At 38.2% G+C, this 24,972-nt stretch carries 19 protein-coding genes and 1 pseudogene; 9 read left to right on the forward strand and 11 right to left on the reverse strand.

The window, feature by feature from the left end; genetic code table 11:
* Positions 1-337 (forward strand): hypothetical protein (locus tag AM305_RS12440; RefSeq protein WP_005823800.1); only part of this gene is annotated, 337 nt, incomplete at its 5' end.
* A gap of 1 nt (position 338) precedes the next feature.
* Positions 339-635 carry a hypothetical protein gene (locus AM305_RS05345; RefSeq protein ID WP_005823803.1) on the forward strand — a complete coding sequence of 99 codons (297 nt, stop codon included), beginning with the start codon at positions 339-341 and terminating at the stop codon, positions 633-635.
* Positions 636-678: 43 nt separating this feature from the next.
* On the opposite strand, the gene relA is transcribed toward AM305_RS05345, so the two are convergent.
* Positions 679-2,874 carry a GTP diphosphokinase gene (gene relA / locus AM305_RS05350; RefSeq protein ID WP_005823805.1) on the reverse strand — a complete coding sequence of 732 codons (2,196 nt, stop codon included), beginning with the start codon at positions 2,872-2,874 and terminating at the stop codon, positions 679-681.
* A gap of 156 nt (positions 2,875-3,030) precedes the next feature.
* Positions 3,031-3,714, reverse strand: coding sequence for a 2,3-diphosphoglycerate-dependent phosphoglycerate mutase (locus AM305_RS05355; RefSeq protein ID WP_005818500.1), 684 nt, complete (start codon positions 3,712-3,714; stop codon positions 3,031-3,033).
* 189 nt (positions 3,715-3,903) lie between these two features.
* On the opposite strand from AM305_RS05355, the gene envC reads away from it, so the two are divergent.
* From envC to AM305_RS05385, 6 genes are all read left to right on the forward strand, one after another.
* The gene (envC, locus tag AM305_RS05360; RefSeq protein ID WP_420196304.1) at positions 3,904-5,061 is read left to right on the forward strand and encodes a murein hydrolase activator EnvC; all 1,158 of its coding nucleotides are present in this window, start codon (positions 3,904-3,906) and stop codon (positions 5,059-5,061) included.
* Between the two features lie 9 nt (positions 5,062-5,070).
* Entirely contained in the window at positions 5,071-5,919 is an 849-nt protein-coding gene (locus AM305_RS05365) for a divergent polysaccharide deacetylase family protein (RefSeq protein ID WP_035294024.1), read from the forward strand.
* An 11-nt stretch (positions 5,920-5,930) separates the two neighbouring features.
* The gene (gene tamA / locus AM305_RS05370; protein WP_005823810.1) at positions 5,931-7,763 is read left to right on the forward strand and encodes an autotransporter assembly complex protein TamA; all 1,833 of its coding nucleotides are present in this window, start codon (positions 5,931-5,933) and stop codon (positions 7,761-7,763) included.
* An 8-nt stretch (positions 7,764-7,771) separates the two neighbouring features.
* The gene (tamB, locus tag AM305_RS05375; protein WP_005823812.1) at positions 7,772-11,845 is read left to right on the forward strand and encodes an autotransporter assembly complex protein TamB; all 4,074 of its coding nucleotides are present in this window, start codon (positions 7,772-7,774) and stop codon (positions 11,843-11,845) included.
* A gap of 69 nt (positions 11,846-11,914) precedes the next feature.
* Positions 11,915-13,651, forward strand: coding sequence for a heme ABC transporter permease/ATP-binding protein CydD (gene cydD, locus AM305_RS05380; RefSeq protein WP_035294027.1), 1,737 nt, complete (start codon positions 11,915-11,917; stop codon positions 13,649-13,651).
* A 90-nt stretch (positions 13,652-13,741) separates the two neighbouring features.
* A complete protein-coding gene (locus tag AM305_RS05385) occupies positions 13,742-14,728 on the forward strand; it encodes a Gfo/Idh/MocA family protein (RefSeq protein WP_005823815.1) in 987 nt (328 codons plus the stop codon).
* On the opposite strand, the pseudogene AM305_RS12750 reads toward AM305_RS05385, so the two are convergent.
* The 8 genes and pseudogenes from AM305_RS12750 to AM305_RS05420 form a co-directional block, all read right to left on the reverse strand.
* Positions 14,720-14,971: pseudogene (locus AM305_RS12750) on the reverse strand (OsmC family protein); the annotation flags it as partial. The gene AM305_RS05385 and the pseudogene AM305_RS12750 sit on opposite strands and share 9 nt — an antisense overlap.
* Positions 14,946-17,201 carry a restriction endonuclease-like protein gene (locus AM305_RS05390; RefSeq protein ID WP_005823817.1) on the reverse strand — a complete coding sequence of 752 codons (2,256 nt, stop codon included), beginning with the start codon at positions 17,199-17,201 and terminating at the stop codon, positions 14,946-14,948. The gene AM305_RS05390 and the pseudogene AM305_RS12750, both read right to left, overlap by 26 nt.
* Positions 17,194-17,403: a DUF3791 domain-containing protein gene (locus tag AM305_RS05395; protein ID WP_005823819.1), complete on the reverse strand. Its 210-nt coding sequence runs from the start codon at positions 17,401-17,403 to the stop codon at positions 17,194-17,196. The genes AM305_RS05390 and AM305_RS05395 overlap by 8 nt, the downstream gene beginning before the upstream one ends.
* Positions 17,400-17,873: a DUF3990 domain-containing protein gene (locus tag AM305_RS05400; protein WP_005823822.1), complete on the reverse strand. Its 474-nt coding sequence runs from the start codon at positions 17,871-17,873 to the stop codon at positions 17,400-17,402. Before AM305_RS05400 ends, AM305_RS05395 begins: the two co-directional genes overlap by 4 nt.
* Positions 17,870-18,112 carry a DUF3791 domain-containing protein gene (locus AM305_RS05405; protein WP_005823824.1) on the reverse strand — a complete coding sequence of 81 codons (243 nt, stop codon included), beginning with the start codon at positions 18,110-18,112 and terminating at the stop codon, positions 17,870-17,872. Before AM305_RS05405 ends, AM305_RS05400 begins: the two co-directional genes overlap by 4 nt.
* Before the next feature lie 6 nt (positions 18,113-18,118).
* Positions 18,119-19,912 (reverse strand): MrcB family domain-containing protein, encoded by a 1,794-nt coding sequence (locus tag AM305_RS05410; protein WP_005823826.1) that lies wholly within the window; start codon positions 19,910-19,912, stop codon positions 18,119-18,121.
* Positions 19,913-20,354: 442 nt separating this feature from the next.
* Positions 20,355-20,981, reverse strand: coding sequence for a glutathione S-transferase family protein (locus AM305_RS05415; protein WP_005823829.1), 627 nt, complete (start codon positions 20,979-20,981; stop codon positions 20,355-20,357).
* A 57-nt stretch (positions 20,982-21,038) separates the two neighbouring features.
* On the reverse strand, positions 21,039-21,464 hold the full coding sequence (locus AM305_RS05420; protein ID WP_005823831.1) for an organic hydroperoxide resistance protein: 426 nt from the start codon (positions 21,462-21,464) through the stop codon (positions 21,039-21,041).
* 105 nt (positions 21,465-21,569) lie between these two features.
* Between AM305_RS05420 and AM305_RS05425 the strand changes: the two genes are divergently transcribed.
* Complete coding sequence (locus tag AM305_RS05425) at positions 21,570-22,463, forward strand: AraC family transcriptional regulator (RefSeq protein ID WP_005823833.1); 894 nt, start codon at positions 21,570-21,572, stop codon at positions 22,461-22,463.
* A gap of 16 nt (positions 22,464-22,479) precedes the next feature.
* Here the strand turns inward: AM305_RS05425 and lon are convergent, their stop codons facing one another.
* A complete protein-coding gene (gene lon / locus AM305_RS05430; RefSeq protein ID WP_005823835.1) occupies positions 22,480-24,885 on the reverse strand; it encodes an endopeptidase La in 2,406 nt (801 codons plus the stop codon).
* Between the last annotated feature and the right edge of the window lie 87 nt (positions 24,886-24,972).

Here is a 24,972-nt window from a genome sequence, read left to right on the forward strand (position 1 = left end):
AGCAAATAATCAAAATATAGTGATAGATGATAATGAAATAGATAACTTTCTTATCGATACATATTTCAGTAACGTTACGTTTGAAGGAGAGCCTGAACCTCCATCTAAATTTGAAGAGTTTTTAAATAGACATGAAGATAGTATTCGAGATGCATTCGATAAATTAGGAATAAATGATCTTATATTAAAATTAGAGGATGATGAAAAGTTGATTCCTCATATTGATAAGGTATATGAACTTTTACCTACCCCAGTAAGGTTTGTTATTTCTCGTGATAAATTTAGAAAATTTGTTCTAGAAAATAAAAATACTTTTTTAAAGAGTCTGGGGGTGTAGTATGAAACAATATCGTTTCAATGTTCTAGCTAAATTAACTAAAACAGGTGGTAAGCAACTTTTAAGCAATATCATTGCAACAAGTATTATTGATGCAAAAAATAAAGTAAAAGCAATGCATCCTGAAGCGGTTATCTATTCTTGTGTAAAATGTGAAGAATATATTGATCCTAAACAGAAGTTAAATCAAGCAATAAAAAGTAAATCTGATAATAGCGAAAATCCTTCATCAATGGGGAGTGTATTACTAGGTGCGGCAGTTGCGGCTGGAATAGGCTTATTTTTTAAGAACAAATAAGATAGTAAAAAGCCCTAGCAAAATGCTAGGGCTTAAGCTAACTTTAATTTGCCCTTTTCGCCTCAATTACATCCTCTAATTGAGCTACTCGAGAGAGGATCTTATTTAGCATATCCACGTTGGTCAGTTGGATTTCCATATTGATAATCGCCAGCCCTCGTTTCATATCTGTTCGGCTTGAAACGCTCAATACATTAACTTTTTCGTTTGCCATAATCGCGCTGACATCACGCAATAAACCATTACGATCATTGGCGACAACACGAATAGTTAAACTCAATCCCGCACCGATGTGTTCGCCCCATTGTGCCTCAACAACACGAGAAGGATTAAGGCTTTGTAATTCAAATAGTTGTTCGCAATCTTTTTTATGAATGGAAATGCCTCGGCCTTGCGTAATATAGCCAACAATCGGATCACCATAAATAGGTTGGCAACAACGAGCAATAGAATGCATTAGGTTACCCACCCCTTCAATGATGATTTGTCCATTTTTCGCTTTATGATGGCTATGTTTGTTGAGTTGTTTAAGGAGCGCCTCATCTTCTTGCTCTGCTGTTGGTTTTATTAAGCGACTTTGCAGATAGTGCATTAACTGATGAAGTTTAATGTCTCCACCACCAATACCGGCATAGAGATCGTCTAAATGTTTTAGGTTATAGCGAGGGAGAGCATATTGCTCAATTTGCTTTAAGGTTAATCCCAAACGTCCCATTTCGACTTCAAGCGCTTCTTTACCGAGTGGAATATTTTTTTCGCGATCTAATTTTTTAAACCATGCGATAATCTTTGAACGGGCTTTCGATGTATTCACAAAGCCGGTATTAGGATTTAGCCAATCTCGACTTGGATTTGGTTGTTTCTGTGTGATAATTTCAACTTGATCACCCATTTGTAAATGGTATGTGAAAGGCACAATTCTTCCGGCTACCTTAGCCCCAATACAACGATGCCCGATTTCACTATGGATCGCATAGGCAAAATCAAGTGGTGTTGCATTTTTAGGCAGATCAACCACTTCGCCTTTAGGTGTAAAGACATAGACGCGATCATCAAATACTTGAGAGCGCATTTCAGCCACGACATCGCCTGAATCAGCAATATCATTTTGCCATGCAAGGAGTTTACGTAACCAAACGATTTTTTCTTCATAACCAGAACGACCGGCAGTTGCGCCTTCTTTATATTTCCAGTGTGCAGCAACGCCTAATTCAGCATCATTGTGCATTTGTCGGGTACGAATTTGCACTTCAATAGCTTTGTTTTCTTTCCCTAACACAACGGTATGAATAGATTGATAGCCATTCGGCTTTGGTTGTGCAATATAATCGTCAAAGTGTTCCGGTAAGTGTTTATATTTTGTATGGATAATACTAAGTGCGGTATAGCAATCTTCTAATTTAGGGACAATGATACGAACCGCTCGAATATCAAAGAGTTGCTCAAAACGCAGATGTTTTTTCTGCATTTTTTTCCATATGCTATAAATATGTTTAGGGCGACCGTAAATTTCCACATCATCTAATTCTTCGCCTAAACAAGCGGTTAAATCAGCCACAAAATCTGCAATATATTTTTCACGGTCAAGACGACGTTCGCCTAAATTAAATTTTGCAATTTGGCGATAGCATTGAGGATGCAAGGCTCGGAAGCAGTAATCTTCCAGCTCCCATTTTAATTGTCCGATGCCTAAGCGATTGGCAAGAGGTGCGTAGATATGCGAACACTCTTTGGCGGCTAAAACCATATCTTCTTCTTTATAGCGATCTTTCGCACGCAAGTAAGTAATACGCTCAGCCAATTTGATGACAACACAACGGAAATCGTCCACCATCGCCAGCAACATACGGCGGATGTTATCGATTTGGAGATCTGAAGCTGAATTCGCAGAAAGTTGGCGAATATTCTCCATTTCAAGAACACCTTTTACTAAGTTCTTGATCTGATTGCTAAAATCCTCTTTGACTTGAGCAAGGTCGATGATATTCCCTTTTACGAGCGGGAAAATCATTGCGGCAAGCAGGCTGTCATCATCCATATTAAGACTATGTAGAATTTCAACCATTTCGATACCATCCCACATCAATTCATACTGTTCGGTATCTAATTTTTCTTGGGCGTAACGCCAAGTGGATTGAATTTTATCAAAGGTTATTGGCGACATATTCAGATATGTACCCCAACCAGCAAGCTCAAATGTGGCTGGATTGAGTTCGTGAGAGTGTCGAATAGCTACCATAAAACCTCCATGAATTAGGTGGGAAGTGTAACGATTATATCGTCAAGAAATGTAAGTGCATTATAGCGGAAAAGTTGAGGGTTTTGTTGGGTTTTTAAAAGGAAAAAGCCTAGAATTTAAACATTCTAGGCTTTTGTTATTTATCTAAGTGAAAAATTATAAGTAGAATTTTTCAACGAAGTTTAATTTGTCATCAAGTTTTAACACTAATGGCTGACCGGTTGGAATTTCAAAGTCCATGATTTCTTCATCAGAAATGCCAATAATGTGTTTTGCAAGAGCACGTAGTGAGTTACCGTGTGCTGTCACAAGAACACGTTTACCTGATAATAATGCTGGTGCGATTTGATCTTCCCAGAAAGGTAAAACACGTTCTAATGTGATTTTTAAGTTTTCAGCGTTTGGTACAACATCTTTTGGAAGATGTGCATAACGGCGGTCATTGTGCGCTGAATTTGGATCAGCCGGGTCTAAATCCGGTGGAGAGATGTCATAAGAACGACGCCAGATGTGAACTTGTTCATCACCGTATTTTTGTGCTGTTTCAGCTTTATCTAAACCTTGTAATGCACCGTAGTGACGTTCGTTTAAACGCCAGTTTTTCACTTGTGGAATCCAAAGTTGGTTAGACTCTTCTAACACGATGTTACAAGTTTTGATAGCACGAGTTAATACAGAAGTGAAAGCGATGTCGAATTCATAACCTGCATCAAGTAATTTTTTACCTGCCGCTTTTGCTTCTTCCACACCACGTTCTGTTAAGTTTACATCACGCCAGCCTGTAAATAAGTTTTTCGCATTCCACTCACTAAAACCGTGACGGATAAAAACGATTTCCATAAGGACTCCTATTGTTTAAGTTGATTTTGAAAACTGGATATTTATAACAAAATTTTACGTGTTTTTAAATAACTATTTGTAAAACTAAGCAAAAAGCAAGAGAAAAGCTGATTTTCCTCAAAAATTTCACTAAAATAATTTAATCTTTATTCAATGGCGTTATAGGGGATTCCCGTGAAAGTTTCTCGTTTGAGTTTGGCTGTATTATTTTGTTGTATTTATCTTGTTACTCCAACATCTTCTGCAAATCAGTTATCAGATATTCAGCAAAAAATTAAACAACAAACTACTAAAATTAATGAAAATCGTCAAAAGCGTAATGCATTGCAATCAACGCTTAAAAATCAAGAAATTGAGATGGGAAAGGTGTTTAATAAATTAAAAGAAACAGAAACTTCTTTGGCGGATATTCGTGCAGCAATTAAGCGAACAGAGCAAGAAATTAAACGCTTAGAGCAACAAGAAAAAGAGCAGAAAGAAAAATTAAAAGAGCAATTAGATTCTGCGTATCGCTCCGGTATTCATCCTTCGGTCATTGAGCGTTTAATGTCTGAAGATGCAAAAAATGCCGATAGAATGACCGCTTATTATGAGCATATCAATCAAGTTCGTATTGATGCCATTCATGAATTACGCCGTACACAACAAGAATTAAAAGAAAGACGAGATGAATTAAAAGGTCAGCAAAAAGGACAGCAGACTCAATTAACCGAACAGAAAAAACAAGAAAACGACCTCAAAAAAGTACAAAGAGAGCGAGAAACAACCCTTCGTTCTATTGATAAAACACTGGAACAAGACGAAAGCCGATTAGATGACCTGAAAACCAATGCTGCCACGTTAAAACAAAAAATTGCGAATGCAGCAAAAGAATCAGAACAACAAGAAAAACAAGAAATTGCTAAGTTAGAAGAAAAGAAAAATAAAGAAGAAAATCGTAAAGCAACAGAAGAAGAAAAACAGCAAGTTCGAGCGGGGAGTGGCTTAAAATCGGGTAAATATGCTATGCCGATTAGTGGCTCTATTGTGACAAAATTCGGCGGTAGTTGGAATGGTATTGTTATTGCAGCAAGTGCGGGTACTCCGGTCAGGGCGATTGCTTCTGGGCGTGTTATTATGGCGGACTGGTTGCAAGGCTACGGCAATATGGTTGCGATCGACCATGGTAATGGTGATATTTCTTTATATGGTTATAACCAAAATGTTGCAGTACGTAAAGGTAGTCGTGTTTCAGCCGGACAAGTCATTGCGAGTGTAGGGAATACGGGCGGTCAAAATCGTAATGCGCTTTATTTTGGCATTACTCGTAAAGGTAATCCGGTTAACCCATTAAGTGTCGTGAAATAGTTTTAAATCATGAAAAATAATATCAATAAGCGGTTCGTTTTTTTCCTTTTTTTGCAAATGTTCATGGGAATTTTACCGCTTGCACAAGCAGCTAAATTAGCCATCGTGATTGATGACATTGGTTATTCGGTTCGTGAAGATCAGCGAGTGTATCAATTACCGAAAGAAATTAGCGTTGCGATTATTCCTTCTGCGCCTTATGCAAAGGTTCGGGCAGAAAATGCATTTGCACAAAAACGTGATATTTTAATTCATTTGCCTATGCAGCCTCAAAATGCGCAGCAAGCTATCGAAAAACCAGCATTATTGGTTGGCGATGATTTCGCAAAGGCACAATCTTTGTTAGAAAATGCTCGGCAGCATGTGCCTTATGCGATAGGTTTAAATAATCACATGGGGAGTGGTGCTACCGCAGATAAAGCAACAATGCGCCATTTTATGCAAGCTCTAGCCGCACAAAAATTGTTTTTCTTAGATAGTAAAACCGGTCCGAGTGTAGCGACTAAAGTGGCAGCGGAATTTGGTATTAACGCATTAGAGCGTCATGTTTTCCTTGACGATAGCAATGAATATAACGATGTGATGCACCAATTTCAACAAGCGAAAGCTTACGCAAGAAAGCATGGTGTGGCAATTTTAATTGGCCATCCACGTAAAAACAGTATTGATGTTCTAGAAAAAGAGTTAAAAACATTACCGGCTGATATTCAGCTTGTAAGCATGGGGAGTTTATGGCGAAACGAAAAAGTGGAACTATCTAAACCTCTTATTGTCATTTTTGATATGGAACCAGCCCCAACTTCTGTGCAGCCTTTTGAGCGTGTTTCGCCATTGTTGCGCGGTATTCCTAAAGAATAAAAGGATATTTTGTGAATTTTAAACTAAGACTTTTAACCCTTTTTTGTTTGATGGCGTTTACACAAATAAGTCAAGCAGAGCAATCTAGCACGTCTTCTGAATCACCAAGTGATGAAATAGAAGAATCGACATCAACAGAAGCGGAACAAAATAGCGATGCTAAAGTAGAAGCACAGGTCGATCTCGAAGTAAAAGGGATCGAAGATAAAGATGCTTGGAACAACGTAAAAATTTATCTCGGACAAGTGGCGAATGATTATGCGGACGGTTCAGAACGTCATCAGTATTTGGTTCAAACGGCGGTTGATAAAGGGCTAAGAGCAAAAGGCTATTACAATACGCAATATCATTTTTCCCTTATTCCTCGGGAGGGAAAGAAGTCCCTATTATTGCTTAATGTCGATTTGGATCGAGAAAAAGTGAAGATCGATGAAGTGGACATTCAGCTCCAAGGTGAAGCAAAAACAGATGAGGATTTTGAGAAATTACTCAAAGATATTCCTCATAAAGGCGAAGACCTGTCACATCAAAATTATGATAGTTTCAAAAGTAATTTAGAAGGATTAGCCTTTAAAAAAGGTTACTTTGATGGAAATTGGCTTTATCATCGTTTAGAAATTTACCCTAAAGATCATGCTGCAGATTGGCGCTTAGGGTATGATAGTGGTATTCGATACCGTTATGGAGAAATTCGCTTTACAAACAGTCAAATTAAAGAAGAATATTTGCGCAATATTTTGAAAATTAAGACGGGCGAACCTTATTACGCTAATGATATTTCGGTTTTGACATCCGATTACTCATCAAGTAACTGGTTCTCTTCCGTAATGGTTGAACCTTCTCTAAATGAAGAACAAAAAATTGTTGATCTTAACGTTCTATTCCAACCAAAGAAAAAGAATGATGTTGAAATCGGCATCGGTTTTGCAACAGATGATGGTCCTCGCTTCCAATTTAATTGGAAAAAGCCTTGGTTAAATAGCCGTGGACATAGTTTTGAATCGCGCACTTATTTGTCATCAAAAGAGCAAACCGCTGAATTTGGCTATAACATTCCGTTAAAATCAGATCCATTGCATTATTACTATCAGATTTCTGGTAGTTTAGAACATGAGGATCAAAATGATACTAAATCAACGGCAGCAACATTAGGTTTCCAACGTTTTTGGACACATGAAACAGGGTGGTCATTTTCAGCAGGGATTAAGGCTCGTTACGATTCTTTTACACAAGCTGATTTTACGGGGAAAACATTGTTAATTTATCCAACAGCTTCTTTGAATCGGACTCGTTCAGATGGAAATCGTTTTCCATTATGGGGAGATAGTCAAAAACTCACGGTAAACTGGGGAACAAAAGCCATTGGCTCCGATGTAGATTTTTATAGTTGGAAAGCATCAAGCACTTGGGTAAGAACTTATTTTGATAACCATCGTTTTGTGGTTCGTGGAGAGTTAGGTTATATCCATGCGAATGAATTTAATCGTATTCCGCCTGCGTTACGTTATTTTGCAGGTGGCGACATGAGCGTAAGAGGCTTTGGTTATAAAGATATTTCGCCACGAGATCCGATAAGTGGAAAATTAGTGGGTGGCTCTCATTTAGCAACTGCAACAGCAGAATATCAGTATCAAGTTTATCCAAATTGGTGGGGTGCTGTTTTCTACGATACAGGGCTTGCTTCAGATAAATTTAAAGCAAAAGATCTCCATTCTGGAGCGGGATTAGGCGTCCGTTGGGCATCTCCAATTGGCTCGATTAAATTTGATATAGCAACACCTGTTAGATCGCCAAATAATGATACAGGTGTACAATTTTATATTGGTTTAGGCTCAGAACTGTAAATTTGATTATGAATGATAAAACAACCGAAATTCAGCAAGAAATTCAGGCAGAAAAATCGCCTGATGTAGTAAAGCCTAAAAAAGGAAAGTGCTGGGGGAAACGTATTGTGGGAGGAGGTGTTATTCTCTCTCTCTCTTCACTCGGTTTTCTCGCAACAGGCGTTGGGCAAAGAAGTGTTCTTACATTAGCCGATAAATTGCTAGATCAACTTTCTATTGGGCAAGTTGAAGGGAGCCTTCAGAATGGATTGATATTATCTAATACACAATATGTGATGGATGGGGTTAATGTTCAGGTTGGGCAAGCCAATTTACATCTTGATTTCGGTTGTCTTTTAAAAGGTGAAGCTTGTGTTGAGAATATTGCAATTAAAGATACACAAGTGATTGTTGATACAACAAAATTACCACCTTCAAATGAAGAACAGCCCTCAGAACCTTTTACAGAGCTGAATTTACCTTTAGGTGTTTCGGTCAAAAATGTGGCGTTGGATAATATTCATGTCAATGTTGATGATATGGATATCAATCTTACGCACTTTCACTCGGGTATTTCGGGGAAAGGGCGATTATTGACTCTATCGCCAACAAAGTTGAGAGGTTTAGATCTTCAGCTTGCTTTAAAGCTAGATGAAAGCGATCAGCAAGCGGTTGAATATGCTGCAAAAATTGCAAAAAACGAAATTTCACAGGAAGAAGTGAAAACGGCTACAGGCGTGATAATGAAAAACGCTATGGAGAAAACAGGCGAAAAAGTTGCTGAACGTATCCAGAAATTACAAAAAAAATCTCAAACAACTTCAAATGATGCTGAAAAAATTGATTGGGAAACTATTAAAGCGCAGCTACAAAAACCATTATTAGATAAACAAGTGCCATTAAAATTGCCTTTTGATTTTTCAATTGAACAATTGGATATCGAAAACGTTAATTTGGCACAAAAAGCAAAAGATGAAAAAGGTAATTTAGTTAAGCCAATCCCGTTGTTTAATTTAACAAAAGCAACCTTAAAGGCAAATGCTGATGAGCAAGCGCTGAACTTAACACAATTATCATTAGAAAGTGATCGTGGGAATTTAAATGGACAAGGAAAATTAACTTTACAGGATAATTATCCTCTCGCTTTTCATTTGCAAGTCACTGAGCCTTCTCAGGTTAAAGTAACGCTCCCTGTAAGTCATATCAATGCAGAAATTTCCGGCGAACTTTACGATAAAACGAAACTTCATGTTGAGACAAAAGGTGCTATTCAAGCAAAACTTGAGGGCGATGTTGCATTAGCGGTGGAGAAAAATCCACTTAATCTTGTTTTAACAAGTGAGAACATAACTTACCCATTTCCACCTGAAACGGGGGTAAATCCACTTAAATTAGAAAAGTTAAATCTTAGCCTGAAAGGCGATCCTTTTGATTATCAACTTAATGTTTCGGGGCGAGCAACAGGCATGAACGTACCTACAAGTCAAGTTGAGCTAAAAGGAAAAGGAGATGTAACTCGCTTTGATATTCAAACACTAAAACTTAATGCATTGGAGGGCGAAGCGCTCTTAAATGGTAGCGTAGATTGGACAGATGGGGTTGAGTGGAATAGTTCGCTTTCTTTGTCAGGCATCAATACGAAATCGCTTGCCCCGGATTGGGCTGCGGTATTATCGGGCGGTTTAAGTTCAAAAGGTTATGCAGGGAGAGGGAAAGATGGAGCTGATTGGAATGTTGATGTATCGAAAATAGATTTAAAAGGCAATTTATTACAGAAACCTCTTCAGCTTCAAGGCAACTTAACCTCAAATGCGAAAACCCTATTAGCGGTTGATAAAACAACGTTTATTTATGGTGAGAACCGTATTGCAATGAATGGGGTATTAGGCGATAAATCGGATTTTACTGCACAAATCAATGCTCCAAATTTACAAGGCCTTGTACCTAAATTAAAAGCTGGCATTAAAGGCGATGTAAAATTGTCTGGTAAGGTTAATGAGCCTAACTTGGCTTTAGCTCTTGATGCTAATCAAGTAAGTTATGAGGATATCAAATTACAACATTTATCCGCCAAAGGAAATGTCACCACCGAAAAAGTGATTCAGGGAAATCTTGAGCTTGCGTTACAAAAATTCGCTTATGGCGATATTAAGGTTGATAATGCCAGTGTCAATGCGAGCGGAAATGAAGCGAATCATACATTAAAATTAACCGCTAAAGGCGACCCGATTGGCGCAGGTTTGCATGTTTCAGGGAAATTTGACCGCTTGCAGCAAGTTTGGACGGGACAGCTTGCGAATATTGCGATTGATAGTAAAGAATTTGGTCGTTTCCAAACGAACCAACCGGTTAATGTTACCTATAATAACAAACAAATAAATGCAAATATTTCAGCGCACTGTTGGCAAAATCCGAAAATTAATCTTTGTTTTACACAGGCTTTTAATGCAGGGCAAGAAGGCAAAATTCCTTTTGAAATTCGTCAATTTAATTTAGCGGCTGTGCAGGCTTATTTAGATAAAAATAGCCAAATTTCTGGCATTGTTAATGCAAAAGGTGAAGCTGCATGGTTTAAAAATAAATCGCCAGAAGTAACGGTTGCATTAGATTCGCCTTCACTCAAATTTGTGCAAAAAATGGATGGTGGAAAATCGTTTCCAATCGGGATTACACCTTTGAAAATCAATGCGGATTTGGCAAATAACAATCTGAAGCTAAAAACAGATTTGCAGATTGAAAATAATGGTCGAATTACGACAGATTTAACCATGAACGATGTGTCGGGGAAAAGAGGATTGTCCGGCAATATCAATCTTGACCAACTCTCATTAAAATTGATTAAACCATTATTAAGTGGAGGAGAGGCTGTTGATGGGAATATTAATGCCCGTCTTACGATGGGCGGAACTGCCACTTCGCCTTTATTACATGGAGCATTAAATTTAACGGGGCTAAAAGCTAAATCTGTTTCTATGCCATTTGATGTAACCGGCGGTGGTTTAACGATGAATTTTAATGGCGCTACCTCTACATTAAGCGGTCGGATTCAAACAACGGAAAGCGAACTTCGATTAGAGGGCGATGCGGATTGGCGGCGTTTAGATGCGTGGCGAAGCCATATTCGTGCGCAAGCCAACCGCTTCCGCGTTAATGTGCCGAATATCTCAAAAGTTGAGTTTACGCCGGACATTGAAGTGACAGTGACGCCGAAAGAATTAGTTTTAGGGGGAAATATTGATATCCCTTGGGCGAGAATTGAGGTGGAGGAATTACCTGAATCAGCGGTTAGCGTAAGTAGTGATGAAGTCATTATGGATGGTTCTGTGAAGCAAAAAACACCACTTTCACAACGCCAAATTCCGCAAAATACCTCAAGTGGTATGGCAATAAAAGCGGATATTAAAATTAATATTGGGGATGATGTTAATTTAAATGCGTATGGATTAAAGTCAGACCTAAAAGGTACGATTGCTGTGCGTCAAGGCAAACAGGGGCTTGGACTTTATGGGCAAGTTAATTTGATAAAAGGACGTTATGCTTCATTCGGTCAAGACTTAATTATCCGAAAAGGACTCATTAGCTTTGCAGGCTTACCTTCTCAGCCTTCGTTAAACATTGAGGCAATTAGAAATCCGGAAGCGATGGAGGATAGCACAGTTACAGCCGGTGTGAAGGTTATCGGATTAGCGGATAGTCCTGAAGTTAAAATTTTCTCTGAGCCTTCGCTTTCTCAAAATGAGGCTCTCTCGTATATTTTAACTGGGCGTTCATTAGAAAATAGTGGCGATGCAGGGTCAAGTAATTCAATGGCAGCCGCACTATTAAGTATGAGCTTATCAAAAAGTAGTAAAACAGTTGGGGCAGTCGGTAGTGCTTTTGGGCTTAATGATCTGAATGTTACAACGGCAGGTATTGGCGATAATACGAAAGTTGAGGTGAGTGCCAGTTTAACACCTAAATTTAAGGTAAAATATGGTGTAGGGATTTTTGCACCATTGACAGAACTCACACTACGTTATAATTTAGCGCCCAAATTGTATTTACAGTGGGTCTCAAGTGTGAACCAAGCGGTTGATTTAATGTACCGTTTTGAATTTGATTAGGCATTTTATTAGATAACACAGCAAATAATGAGAAATAACGCATTATTGCTGTGTTCTATTTTTTATTTTATGAAAAAAGAACGTCAAAAAATTTTGCAGAAATGGTTGAGAAGCCAACAAAAAGTAGTCAAAAAGTATCTTTATCTTAACGTGTTGTTGGGAGCATTCAGCGCCCTTTTTGTGATCGCGCAAATGTGGCTGTTAGCTACTCTTCTCCATAAAATGATCATTGAACACCAATCGCCTTCCTTATTTTTAATGGAAATTAGTTTGCTATTTGGTTGTTTTTGTGCCAGAGCTTTACTGATTTGGTTGAGGGAGCGTGTCGGCTTTAAAGCTGGGCAAGTATTACGTATACATTTAAGGTCGCAGTTGATTCATAAGCTATTAAGTGTAGGTCCGATTTCTATCCAACAAAAACCGGCAGGAAGCTGGGCAACTTTAATGCTAGAGCAAGTAGAAAATTTACATAATTTTTATGCTCGTTATTTGCCTCAACAGTTTTTATCATTACTTGTTCCGTTGATTATTCTTTGCTTTGTTTTCCCGATTAACTGGGCAGCCGGGGTAATTCTTTTTGCAACATTGCCTTTATTACCTTTGTTTATGGCATTGGCAGGCATTAAAGCAGTGGAAGCGAACCAGAGAAATATTGGCGTACTATCTCGAATGAGTGGGCAATTCTTAGATAAGTTAAAAGGATTAGAGACGATTCGCTTATTTGGGCAATCAGATAAACAGCTTGAGCAAATTCATCAAAGCACAGAATCTTTCCGCATAAGCACAATGGATGTCTTAAAAATGGCATTTTTGTCCTCTGCAGTATTAGAATTTTTTACGGCGATTTCAATTGCCGTGATGGCGGTTTATTTTGGTTTTGCTTTCTTAGGCGAGTTGGACTTTGGTTATTACGGTACGGGAATTAGTTTATTTGTTGGATTTTTCTGCCTCATGTTAGCGCCTGAATTTTACCAACCACTCCGTGAATTAGGTGTCTATTATCATGATAAAGCAGCTGCGATTGGGGCAGCAGATAGCATAGAAGCCTTTTTAAATGAAGAAACGACAGAGGTTGAAAATTCGCAAAAAGCTATGAAAAATCAACCGCTTGTTGTGGAAGCAAAAGCATGCGTTGTGTTATCTGCACAAGGTAAACCTTTGACTCAACCCCTTAATTTTACGCTCAATGCACATCAACACATTGCATTAGTTGGACAAAGTGGCGCAGGGAAAAGCTCGTTAATGAATATGTTATTAGGTTTTTTACCTTATCAAGGTTCGGTGCTGATCAATGGTATTGAATTGCGAGAATTAGACCTTGCGCAATGGCGAGCAAAATTAGCTTGGGTAGGGCAGAATCCACAATTAGTAAAAGGCTCATTAAAAGAAAATATTTTATTAGGTAATCTAGATGCTTCGGAAGATGAACTAAAAGAAGCTTTAGCACTTTCTAAAGCAGATGAGTTTGTTTATCGATTAGGGCTTGAATACCAAATTCAAGATGGTAATGCCGGGATCTCGGGTGGACAAGCGCAACGAATTGCTATTGCACGAGCGTTATTAAGAGATTATGAGTTGTTGTTATTAGATGAACCAACAGCAAGTTTGGATATTCAATCAGAGCAGCAAGTTTTAAATGCATTAAATCACTTAAGCCGAGAACAAACAACATTGATGATTACGCATCGCGTTGAAGACTTGGAGCAATGTGATGAGATTTGGGTAATGAAGCAAGGGCAGATTGTGCAAAAAGGTACTTTTGTTGAATTAGAGATACAAGGATATTTTTCTGAATTGCTGGTATAGTAGGCAGAAGCTTGTTAATTTTTATTTTTAATGTTAGCAACTATTTTGTCTATCATACCCGAGATAACCATAGTCTAAAAGGAGAACATAATGAAACTGGGAATTGTGGGGACGGGTATGATTGTGCAAGATTTAATGCACATTCGTTCGCTTCTTCCTATCGCAAAATGGGGGATTTATGGACGAAATCAGGAAAAAACGTTGGAGCTGGCGCAAAAATATCAAATTTCTGATTGTTTTTTTGATTATACGGAGATGTTGAAATCTGATTTAGATACTTTATACATTGCCCTGCCTAATCATCTGCATTTTAGTTTTGCAAAACAAGCGCTTGAAGCAGGTAAACACGTTATTTTAGAAAAACCGATAACATCAAACTATTATGAGTTTCAGCAATTAAGGGAATTAGCTAAGGCTCAAAATAAAATTTTAATAGAAGCGGTTACGGTGCATTATTTGCCTGCTTATCTCAAAATTAAACAGCAACTTTCAGCATTAGGTAAAATCAAAATTGTGAGTTTAAATTATAGCCAATATTCTTCCCGATATGACCGCTTTAAAATGGGGGAAATTCTTCCTGCTTTTGACCCTGAGAAATCAGGTGGGGCATTGATGGATTTAAATGTCTATAATTTGCACTTTGCGCTTGGGTTATTTGGTAAGCCACAATCTTGTTTTTATGTCGCCAATATTGAACGAAACATTGATACCAGCGGTATTATGTTGTTAGATTATCCAACATTTAAGGTAGTTTGTATTGGGGCTAAAGATTGTAATGCACCAGTGATGTTATCTATTCAAGGCGATCAAGGCTGTATTACCATTCCTATGCCGGCAAATGCGATGAATTACTTTGAGTTTGTGGATAATAACGGTCAAAAGCAATCTTTTCAATTTGAGCAACAGCATAGAATGTTCTATGAATTTCAGCAATTTATTCAGATGATTGACTGCCAAGACAGGGCACTTGCTGAACAAATGCTTGATATAAGCGAATCAGTCTGCCAATTAATGGAACAAGCGAGAAAACAGCAGGGAATTATATTTGGGGGCGAGAAAAGAGAGAGCTTTGAATGATAATAAAGGGGCAACATGATTCATTACGCTATCAAAGCAAGTGGCATAACCCATAGTGAAAAGTTGTTCCGGATTGGTGCCGCTCTTTCCACTTTCATTTTGGAATAACACTAAATCAAAGCCGATTGATCCATCATCCGCTTGTGCTCTACCATCACGACCATCAGTTGCTGATGTGTGATAAAATGCCTTTGCTAACCTAAAGTTAAGGCATTTTTTATTCCCACACCGCCTCAATTTCATCAAACATCAATTTATCATCCAGCTTATCCAATGTGGTTAATTTAATGGAATGACGGAAACCTTTACCTTGAGCATCTAATTGAGGAACACCTAAAATAGGTTGTTCCAGCCGTAAAGGCTTATTTAACTCGAAAAGATAGTATTCTTCATCACTTGGATTTTGGCTCCCCGCTTGCTCGAATGTAATTTGTGAGCGTTTGAGTTTTTCTATGCGTTTAACGGGATAAATTCGCTCAATGTTACCTTCAAATGCCAAAGCTAAAAATTGAATTTCGCTAGCAAGATAATCAGCAATTTTCAGCCTAAATGTGGCAACAGGGGTATGATACCATTTAAGTTTACCTTGTTTGAAATCACTAATATATTGCTCAGAACGATCTTCACCCAATGCCATCATCAATACTAAATTAGAATATACACGTTGTTGCGTACCATGATCGGCAATACGTGCCTCATGTTGCAATAATAGTTGAGATTGCAGCGATTCCGTACCGAGTAATTTTTCTTGTAAAAATGTTTTCAGCCAATGATCGCCATCTGGTGTAGGCAATAAGGCAAAGGCCCCAATTCCTACTTGCTCAATGGCTTGTTGATAAGGATTTTTCTCTTTTTGCTGGTTAAAAAATCCTGGATACAACGCAAAAGCACCAAAGACAGGACGAGACTTCGGGTTAAGTTCGTTTTCATTTAATAAAATCAAGGCATCACGATAACGGTGCATTTGGTTTATCGCATCATCTGGCACATAATCCACATGCTCAATATCATCGTTTTCCCCTTGTTCTTGCTCCGTTTTGATTCGATATTTCGCATCAAACAACCAAATATAACGTTGCTGATTAGGGAATGTCATTTCCAGAAAAATATCAGGCTTTTGTGGGGTAACAAAAGAGCGAAGGGTTCGATTTTGTTTAGTAAATTTAGGCTCGTGTGCTAAGCGGATTCGAATATCATCTTTCTCAAAGTGAAATGCACCACGAATACCATCTCGCATAGATAAACTAAAATCCCCACTTTCAACTAAATTCGCCTTATTTTTAAATTTTTCCTTAAAGCCCAAGGCAAGTAAACAGCGCCTTAAAGCTAAAAAACACCAAACCTCATAAATTTCAGCAACGGATTTTTGTGAAATCTCAGTCTGATTTTCAAACAAGTTTAAATAATGTTTCAACTCTTGCCAAATTTGGAATACTCGACTGTACCCTGAGCGTTGTTGTAAAACCAAACTTTCTTTCATCAATCCTTGAAATTCGCCCACTTGTTGCATGAAAGGCTGATGTTGCATCTGTTTTAATGGTTTCTGCCAGCTATGTAAACGCTCAAAAAAAGCGGCAGACAAGCGGTCATTTTTCGCATTTTCTTGACGTAAAGTGCGGTCAAATTTACTTAAAATTTGTGATGAACGTACCACCGCCATTTTGACAAAACGGTTCTCTGGCGTATCTGCCGATAAACGTTTTTCCGTTATTGCATAGCGTTTATGGTACAAGCCATTTTTGAAATCGTTACGAATTTTCATCGCAGAGCGTTCAGGCACCTTGCCTTTCATTCTTTCCGCTTTTTGATATTTTTCAACCGTTTGTAAACGATGATGTGGGCTATTAGCAATTACATTTAAGGCGTGAGCAAAATCTTCTTGTAAACGTTGGAATTGTGCTAACCAAAAAAGCGGAAAATGCTCACGGCTTAAGCTATCGCTCACATTTTGGCTGGTTTTTTCCGCAAGATTAAACCGCCAAAGAGGATATTCTGCGTCAATATCTTGATACATTGCGGGCAAATCTTGATGTAAATCCATTTTGCTTGGCAAGACTTCAAAAGCAAAATCAAAAGGATAAGTGACACTATTAATTTCATAACTTAGCCGTAAAGTAAACCACCCAATATCATTTGCCGTTTCAATACTTCCTGTAAAAAGTTGCTTGTTGGCATTAAAGCGAAAGGCATTATTGATAGAGTTTAAATCATGTTTAAGTTGGACATTTTTAACATCTTGATGAAATTCCCATTCAATATCATAACGGCTATTTTCAAAGAAAATAGGATTCTCAAGCGGTTGTTTTTCGCCATTAATTTTCACATAACAGGTAGGGGATTCCTCGCCACGCTTTTGCAAAGTTTGCACGTAGCGAAGTTGGCGAACAGAAAGATGATGAGAATAAATAGAGAGTTTAAAGACGATACTATCTGCGCTATCAATGGCCAAATAAGTATAAATTGCATTATCCATTTTGTTGCTCTCGGATAATTTCTTCCACTAAATAACCATCACTCAAACAATGCATATCCGCCACGCCTTCGCTCATTAGCTCATAAGTTTTTGAAAACATAAAACGATCTAATGATTCAGCCAAGGAAATATGTAGCTGATCTGCAAGCAACGCAATAATGCGTGCATATTTCCGTTGTAACAACACAGGGCTTGCCATCATAGCTTTTCGCTCCCTTTGAAAACGAGGTGTTGATCTAAAATTTCTTGTTTGAGAAAACAAATTTGTTGATTATTTTCTTCGTAGATCAATCGACCAAGAGCTTCTTGTTTCGAGATTAAATTTTCAAGCAACAATTCGATGGTATTAAAAACGCGATCATTTGCCACGCCACCAAGCACAATATCAAAATGCTCAACGTCTTGTCCTGTTCGATTCGCTAAAATAAAGTCTAGCCATTGCTCACTATAAACATCAAATTCTTTAATATGAAACTGAGAAAGTAAGGTTTCATCAAATTCATAACAGTTTAATACCGCACTTTTTCCCAACCGTTTAAAGCGCATTGCCCAGTTAATAGCCTGTTGTTTTATTGGTGTTGTGTAAAATCCTCGTCCAAAATCTAATTTCTCACGCGAAAAAGCAATATCTGGGTGGGAAATTTCTAATGTTGAGCCATGATATAAAATCATATTAAATTCCTTTCACGCATTAAGCCAATAATATCCGACACTAAATAATCTTTGCCAAGAGTGTGTAACATTTCATAATTTGCAATAATGTAATTTTGCAGCAAACCACTTTCAGCTAATTCTTGATATACCAATTTGGCTGGGATATTGAGTTCTTTGGCGACAAAATCAATACAAAATAGGGCGAATTCAAGCTCACGTTGATGATGAATTTCAAATTCAGCGTTTACATTTTTCATATCCACCTACCAAAAACTGATCATTCCATGGTTTGTTAATTGCGCTTTCATATTAGCTAATTTAGGTTTGGTGCGACATTTTGTTTTCAGTAGCTCGCCTTGAGCATCCGTCTGCCAAAAATCAACACGTACAGCATCGCTGTCTTGCCAAATATCGCTTAGGTGTTCTGCTAATACCGTTTCTATCGCATCCAATACAGATCGACCTTCTTGCGTAGCCGAATAAAGTTTATTTTCATCACCTTCAATACGTGGCAACACTTTCAACATCACAAAATCATCCCAAACGGCTTGGAGATCTTCATCCGTTTGAGGTTGAAAGGATTTGACGCTCAATAACAATTCATTCAATGCGCGATACCCCAATTTGAATGGGGTATTCTCAAACTGCTTATTAAGTGCGGTTAGAAACTCGATAGATTTGCTAGCAAACTCTAAGTTATCAAAATCATTTTGTGTGATTTGAGAGTAAACCGGATAACTTAATTGTTTTTCTTGTGTTTTCGGTTCAAAAAACGCATCAAAATCATTTGGATAAAATTCACTAAAATCAAAGCTTAAAGCACGATCTAAGACCTTGCGAGAAAAGGCGTGAGTGGTTTCGTCCATATTTACCGTCCCCGCCACAATTAAGTTAAAGGGAATACCAATACCGTTGGTTTGAAAGAAATCCCAAAGCTCATCATCAACATCTAATTGTTCTTTAAAATTCGCAATATTTTCCCAAGCTGTTGGGCTTAATAAAGCCTCCGTTTGATAGCTAAATTCATTGTCGTTGTGCCATACCCATTTACGGCTTTCAATCACGGCAAGATAATCGGCAAAATATTGCTCCACCGGTGCGAGATTCATTTCATCTAAACACAACCAATAAGGCGGAACTTGTTCTAGATGCGCTTTTGAGCCTGCTACTTCATTATTGCGGAGCAAACCTACGTTTGCGACAGCTTTCCAAGCTTTCACAATAAACTTCAGTACATCGGTCATCACATATTGCGCCTGACCACTTAAACGAGAAACATACCCCAATAGATCCGATGGCTCATGCCAATCAGGGCGAACAGCGACTAATTGATAACGCTCTTTGCGCTCTTCCTCCGGCACCTGCTCTCGCACAAAACGTGATTTCCCCGTCCCTGAAACACCAGCGAGAAGGAGGAAAGGTTTGGGGAGAGACAGTGTATTTGACTGAATAGAATGTTTCATTGGTTTTTCATCTGTTTGTGCTACTTTTGATTGTTTAGCAACTTTTTCATACAGCGCTAGTATTGCTAATAAATCTCGAGTGAGTTCATCGTCTGAAGGAATATGCTTGCTATCGTAAAATTTTGCAGCTAAGTTAGTCTTTTCGTAATTCTTACTACGTGCGGTTGAGGCTAATAAATTAATGGTATGAGTGTCCCAATTTTTCAACTCAGGAATTTTAAGTGAGAGCGAGGATTTAAAAGCGCCAAGCGCGGCAATCTGTTCACTAGATAGTTTATCGGCGCCCTGTTGTAAAGATAGATAAACACCTGAACCATCGGATTTAAATAGATACGTTGGATAAATATCAGATTGAACAGATTTTGTAATACTAGGATGGATAACTTCGATCCAAAGTACATCAGCCCAACCGCCATTACCAGGATGTCCTTTTACTGAATACGACGTAACTTGATGATTTTTCAGAATACTTGCTATTTCTTTTGGGAGCTCATTACGAAGAAAACTAGCCAATTCATGGTCTTTGAATGGTTGTAATTTAGCTAAATTGAGTTCAGCTAATACTTTATTTAGATAATTGGCTAATTGGTGCATTGTAGTACTCTCTTTTCGACAAAGATGATTATCATAGGTTGTCTTTATAGAGAATCGAAAAAGATTGTGTAAAAACAACCGCTTGCAGCTAGGATAGCTAGTGTTATTTTAAACATTTAGCCATCCAAAATTTGGAAGATTTTAACAAAAAAACGCCCTATTTTGAATGAAAATTTGTCTCACAAAGCCCGGATGAGCGGGGATTTCACCACTATATAGGCAATATCAATAGCCTATTATTGTTATAATAAAGCCGAGTATTTGAGGTATCCAAATGCCTGATATAAGTGAATCTGCCTGACAGTTAATGATATAAGTGAGAACACAATGGCATGTTACATTGGGGAAAAAAGAGAGGATTGAATGATACCGAAGGGGCAAATATCACTTACCCCTTCAGACAGGTCAAACAGTCGCTTTTTTGTGGGGGAACAAAAATAGACTAAAATCGGCTTAAATCCAAGTTACCTTTTGTTTTCTCATTAGCTTTGAGATAGGCTGGGTGATTTTCAATTTGTTCGATGTAGCGAACAATATTTGGATAATCAGCTTTGTTGAGGTAATTTAATCCCCATTGCAGTGGGAAACTCATCGCAAAATCAGCGCCTGTGAGTTGCTCGCCGACAACCCATTTTTTCCCTTCAAGATGCTGTTCCACATGATTGAAATAAAGTGGTGTTTGTGCTGCAACATATTGAGCAAAGTCACCAAAATCGCCACGTTTTGTCAGTAATGCAAACATATTTGCTGAAAACATAGAGGCAGAAATTGCTAGCCAATATACATAGTTAGAATAAGCATCCGTTTTGTGGGCTGGGGTAAAGCGGTTTTCATCATCATAGCGATCAAGTAAGTGCTGAATAATTGCAGTACCTTCTGCAAGAATTAAATCGCCATCTTGTAGCACCGGGGCCTTACCAAGTGGATGCTGTGCTTTTAATTCAGCAGGAGCAAGCGCGGTTTGTGGATCGCGATCATAGATTTTAAGCTCGTAATCTAATTCTAAGGCTTCAAGTAACCACACAATACGATGGGCGCAAGATTGTTTTAAATAATGTAGGGTAATCATTGTATTTCCTTCCTTCAAAATCAAGAAACCCCAAGCTAGAGCGTAGGGCCAGTATTATTATAAATCAAATGTTTGCATTACATTTACATGTAAACGCACATCAACATTGCCACGTGTTGCGTTTGAATATGGGCAAACTTCGTGAGCTTTTTCAATGAGTTTTTTCGCATCTTCTACGCTTAAACCCGCCACAGTAATGGTAATGTCTAAATCAAGGCTGAATGCACCATCTGGTTTTTGACCAATACCTACGCCTACAGTTGTGCTTGATGAAGTTGGTTTTAAGCCTAAGTTCGGTGCAACATGGTTCATTGCGCTATCAAAACAAGCCGCATAGCCCATCGCGAAAAGTTGTTCAGGGTTTGTGCCGATTTTGCCACTTTCATTTTGGAATGACACTAAATCAAAGCCGATTGAGCCGTCATCTACTTGTGTTCTGCCGTCACGACCGCCTGTTGCTGATGTGTGATAAAAAATTTTCATTATATTTTCCTTCTGTTGTTTGTTTCAATGGCGTTAGTATATTGATCTGAACAATTTTGCGGTATATCATTTATCTAAAATTCTTGCCTATTTCTCTAAATTATTATGTTATCAGAACAGCAATTTAAGCACTTATTAAAAGTTATTCCGCCTAATCAGACCTATTATTCGCCAATTAACGGCTTAGTTATTTATCATTCAGATCACCCATTTTCCTATGAAAATGTTATTCAAGAACCCAGTATTTGTATTGTGGTAAAAGGGGAACGTGAAGTGCAATTAGGCGAACAATACTATTTGTTTGACGAACGGCATTTTATGTTTTGCCCTGTGAATGTGCCTATGTGCGGTAAGATCAAGCAAGCAACACCAGAAAAGCCTTTTGTGGTGTTATCAATGAAAATAGATTTACAAGCCGTCAATAAAATTTTGTTAGAACAGCCCGCACTTTTTGCCGAAAAATCGGAAAATTCTACCGCTTTTACTCAATGGGATTTAAGCCCTGAATTACGTAATGCTTTTGAACGGTTACTTATCTTGCACGAAAATCCAAAAGATATTGAATTTCTTGCACCACTTATTCAGCAAGAAATTTATTATCGATTACTCAAAGGGGAGCAAGGCGATAAGTTAAAACAGATGGTCAGCTTTGACTCAAATACGCAAAAAATTGCTAAAGCAACGGCGTATTTACAGGCACATTTCCGAGAAAGCATACAGGTAGAAACACTGGCGGAATGTTGTGGTATGTCTTTGTCTGGCTTTCATGCTCATTTTAAAAAATTGACCACCTTATCGCCTTTGCAATATCAAAAAACATTAAAATTGCTGGAAGCCAAGCGGTTAATTTCTCAAGAAAATTTGTCAATTTCAACCGCGGCATTTCAAGTTGGCTATGAAAGTCCAAGTCAATTTAGCCGAGAATATAAGCGGTATTTTAGGGTAAGCCCTAAGGAAAGTTGGACAAAAGATAAAAAAATCGTTGCTAATAGAGATTAGCAACGATTTGTTATGGTTATTGAATAACCGCTTTAGTGCGTGTTTTTTTGACTTTAACCGCAGATGGCTTTGCTAGGATTTCCAAACCTTCCGGTGGGTTTTCTAGCGCAATAGCCAACACTTCATCAATGGTTTCCACAGCATGAATGTTTAATGCGGCTTTTGCATTTTCCGGAATTTCCTCTAAGTCTTTTTCATTTTCTTTTGGGATAATTACCGTTGTAATGCCACCACGATGGGCAGCGAGCAATTTCTCTTTTAAACCACCGATAGGAAGCACTTTTCCACGTAAGCTGATTTCGCCGGTCATAGCCACTTCTTTACGAACAGGGTTGCCGGTAAGGCTTGAAATTAATGCCGTACACATTGCAATACCTGCACTTGGACCATCTTTAGGCGTTGCACCATCTGGTACGTGAACGTGAATATCACGTTTTTCGTGGAAGTCTTCCGCAATACCTAATTTATCAGCTCTTGCACGAACAACCATCATCGCCGCTTGGATAGACTCTTTCATTACATCACCTAATGAGCCTGTGTAAGAGAATTTACCTTTACCCGGAACAGAAGCGGTTTCAATCGTAAGCAAATCGCCACCAACTTCCGTCCAAGCCAAGCCTGTAACTTCGCCGATACGGTTTTGATTATCCATTTTGCCGTAGTCAAAACGTTTTACACCTAAGTAATCGGTAATGTTATCTTCCGTTACGGTAATAGACTTCAGCTTTTTATCTAACACTAGGGCTTTAACGGCTTTACGACAGATTTTAGCAATTTCTCGCTCAAGGTTACGAACACCGGCTTCACGAGTATAGTAACGAATAATGCTCATAATAGCACTTTCATCAATAGTAAGTTCGCCTGCTTTTAAGCCATTATTTTCTTGCTGTTTTGCAATTAAATGCTCTTTCGCAATATGTAATTTTTCATCTTCGGTATAACCTGAAAGACGGATGACTTCCATACGATCCAATAATGCTGGTGGAATATTCATCGAGTTAGAGGTTGCCACGAACATCACATCCGACAAATCGTAATCCACTTCTAAATAATGGTCGTTAAATGCCTTGTTTTGTTCCGGATCTAACACTTCCAATAGAGCAGAAGCTGGGTCGCCACGCATATCTTGTGCCATCTTATCGATTTCATCGAGTAAGAATAATGGGTTTTTCACGCCCACTTTTGCCATTTTCATCATCAATGAACCCGGCATTGAACCGATATAAGTACGGCGATGACCTCGAATTTCAGCTTCATCACGCACACCACCTAATGCCATACGCACGTATTTACGTCCGGTCGCATTGGCAATCGATTGACCTAGAGAGGTTTTACCAACGCCTGGAGGTCCAACTAAGCAAAGAATAGGACCTTTAAGTTTATTTAAACGGCTTTGAACAGCTAGATATTCCACAATACGTTCTTTTACACGTTCTAAACCATAGTGATCTTTATCTAAAATCGCTTGCGCTTTGCTTAAGTCTTTCTTCACTGCAGATTTTTTATGCCACGGCATTTGTAAAATCCAGTCAATATAACCACGAATTACCGCAGCTTCAGATGAACTTTGTGGCATAGCCTTCAATTTTTTGAATTCAGCTTCTGTTTTGGCTAAGACTTCTTCCGGCAATTTAGCTTCTTTGATTTTTTCTTTTAATTTATCAAGTTCACTTTGTTCCTGATCTTCGCCATTGCCTAACTCTTTTTGGATCGCTTTGATTTGCTCATTTAAGTAGTAATCGCGCTGATTTTTTTCCATTTGTTGTTTAACACGGGCGCGAATACGAGAATCCATTTCCATGGAATCTAGCTCGGTTGCCATTGCAACCAGTAATAACTCAAAACGTTTAGTCAGACTTGGTTCAGCCAATAGTGCTTGTTTTTTTGCGACAGGCGTTAATAAATTCGCCGAAATTGTATCGACCAAGCGGTCAAATTCAGTAATTTTTTGCAATTTAGCCAGAATTTCCGCAGGAATTTTTTTGTTATTTTTAAGGTAAGTTTCAAATTCCGTTAATGTCGTTTTTGCTAGTGCAGCTAATTCTTCATCGTTATTATTTTCTTGTGTATCGATCACACTAATTTCAGCCCATAAGCCTGTTTCATCATCGTGCCCTTTTTCAATTTTCGCACGAGCTTGACCTTCAACTAACACTTTCACTGTGCCATCAGGCAGATTAAGCATTTGAATAATATTTGCCGTTACACCAATATCGTAAATATCATCAAGTGTTGGATCTTCTTTTTGAGGATCTTTTTGTGTGGTTAAAAATAACTGTTTATTGCTATCCATCGCTGCACGTAACGCAAGAATAGATTTTTCACGCCCAACGAATAATGGCATAACCATATGCGGAAACACCACGACATCTCGTAACGGAAGCAATGGTAGTTCAATTGTTTTCTTTTTTCTTGGTGCCATAAATTTGCTCTCTTAAATTATCTTTATTTATAGTCTATCCATTATGGGGGCTAAAAATGGAAATACAAGGGGGAATTTTCGATTTCT

This window comes from Actinobacillus minor NM305, from assembly GCF_000175195.1.
GTDB lineage: Bacteria > Pseudomonadota > Gammaproteobacteria > Enterobacterales > Pasteurellaceae > Haemophilus_A > Haemophilus_A minor.

What these genes read in the sequence shown, in the direction of transcription:
- AM305_RS05400 (WP_005823822.1), bottom strand. Translation starts at nt 17,873, where the DNA reads ATGATTTTATATCATGGCTCAACATTAGAAATTTCCCACCCAGATATT.
- AM305_RS05345 (WP_005823803.1), top strand. Translation starts at nt 339, where the DNA reads ATGAAACAATATCGTTTCAATGTTCTAGCTAAATTAACTAAAACAGGT.
- AM305_RS05425 (WP_005823833.1), top strand. Translation starts at nt 21,570, where the DNA reads ATGTTATCAGAACAGCAATTTAAGCACTTATTAAAAGTTATTCCGCCT.
- lon (WP_005823835.1), bottom strand. Translation starts at nt 24,885, where the DNA reads ATGGCACCAAGAAAAAAGAAAACAATTGAACTACCATTGCTTCCGTTA.
- AM305_RS05405 (WP_005823824.1), bottom strand. Translation starts at nt 18,112, where the DNA reads ATGAAAAATGTAAACGCTGAATTTGAAATTCATCATCAACGTGAGCTT.
- AM305_RS05385 (WP_005823815.1), top strand. Translation starts at nt 13,742, where the DNA reads ATGAAACTGGGAATTGTGGGGACGGGTATGATTGTGCAAGATTTAATG.
- AM305_RS05410 (WP_005823826.1), bottom strand. Translation starts at nt 19,912, where the DNA reads ATGCACCAATTAGCCAATTATCTAAATAAAGTATTAGCTGAACTCAAT.
- cydD (WP_035294027.1), top strand. Translation starts at nt 11,915, where the DNA reads ATGAAAAAAGAACGTCAAAAAATTTTGCAGAAATGGTTGAGAAGCCAA.
- tamB (WP_005823812.1), top strand. Translation starts at nt 7,772, where the DNA reads ATGAATGATAAAACAACCGAAATTCAGCAAGAAATTCAGGCAGAAAAA.
- AM305_RS05395 (WP_005823819.1), bottom strand. Translation starts at nt 17,403, where the DNA reads ATGATGGCAAGCCCTGTGTTGTTACAACGGAAATATGCACGCATTATT.
- AM305_RS05355 (WP_005818500.1), bottom strand. Translation starts at nt 3,714, where the DNA reads ATGGAAATCGTTTTTATCCGTCACGGTTTTAGTGAGTGGAATGCGAAA.
- relA (WP_005823805.1), bottom strand. Translation starts at nt 2,874, where the DNA reads ATGGTAGCTATTCGACACTCTCACGAACTCAATCCAGCCACATTTGAG.
- AM305_RS05390 (WP_005823817.1), bottom strand. Translation starts at nt 17,201, where the DNA reads ATGGATAATGCAATTTATACTTATTTGGCCATTGATAGCGCAGATAGT.
- AM305_RS05420 (WP_005823831.1), bottom strand. Translation starts at nt 21,464, where the DNA reads ATGAAAATTTTTTATCACACATCAGCAACAGGCGGTCGTGACGGCAGA.
- AM305_RS05365 (WP_035294024.1), top strand. Translation starts at nt 5,071, where the DNA reads ATGAAAAATAATATCAATAAGCGGTTCGTTTTTTTCCTTTTTTTGCAA.
- AM305_RS05415 (WP_005823829.1), bottom strand. Translation starts at nt 20,981, where the DNA reads ATGATTACCCTACATTATTTAAAACAATCTTGCGCCCATCGTATTGTG.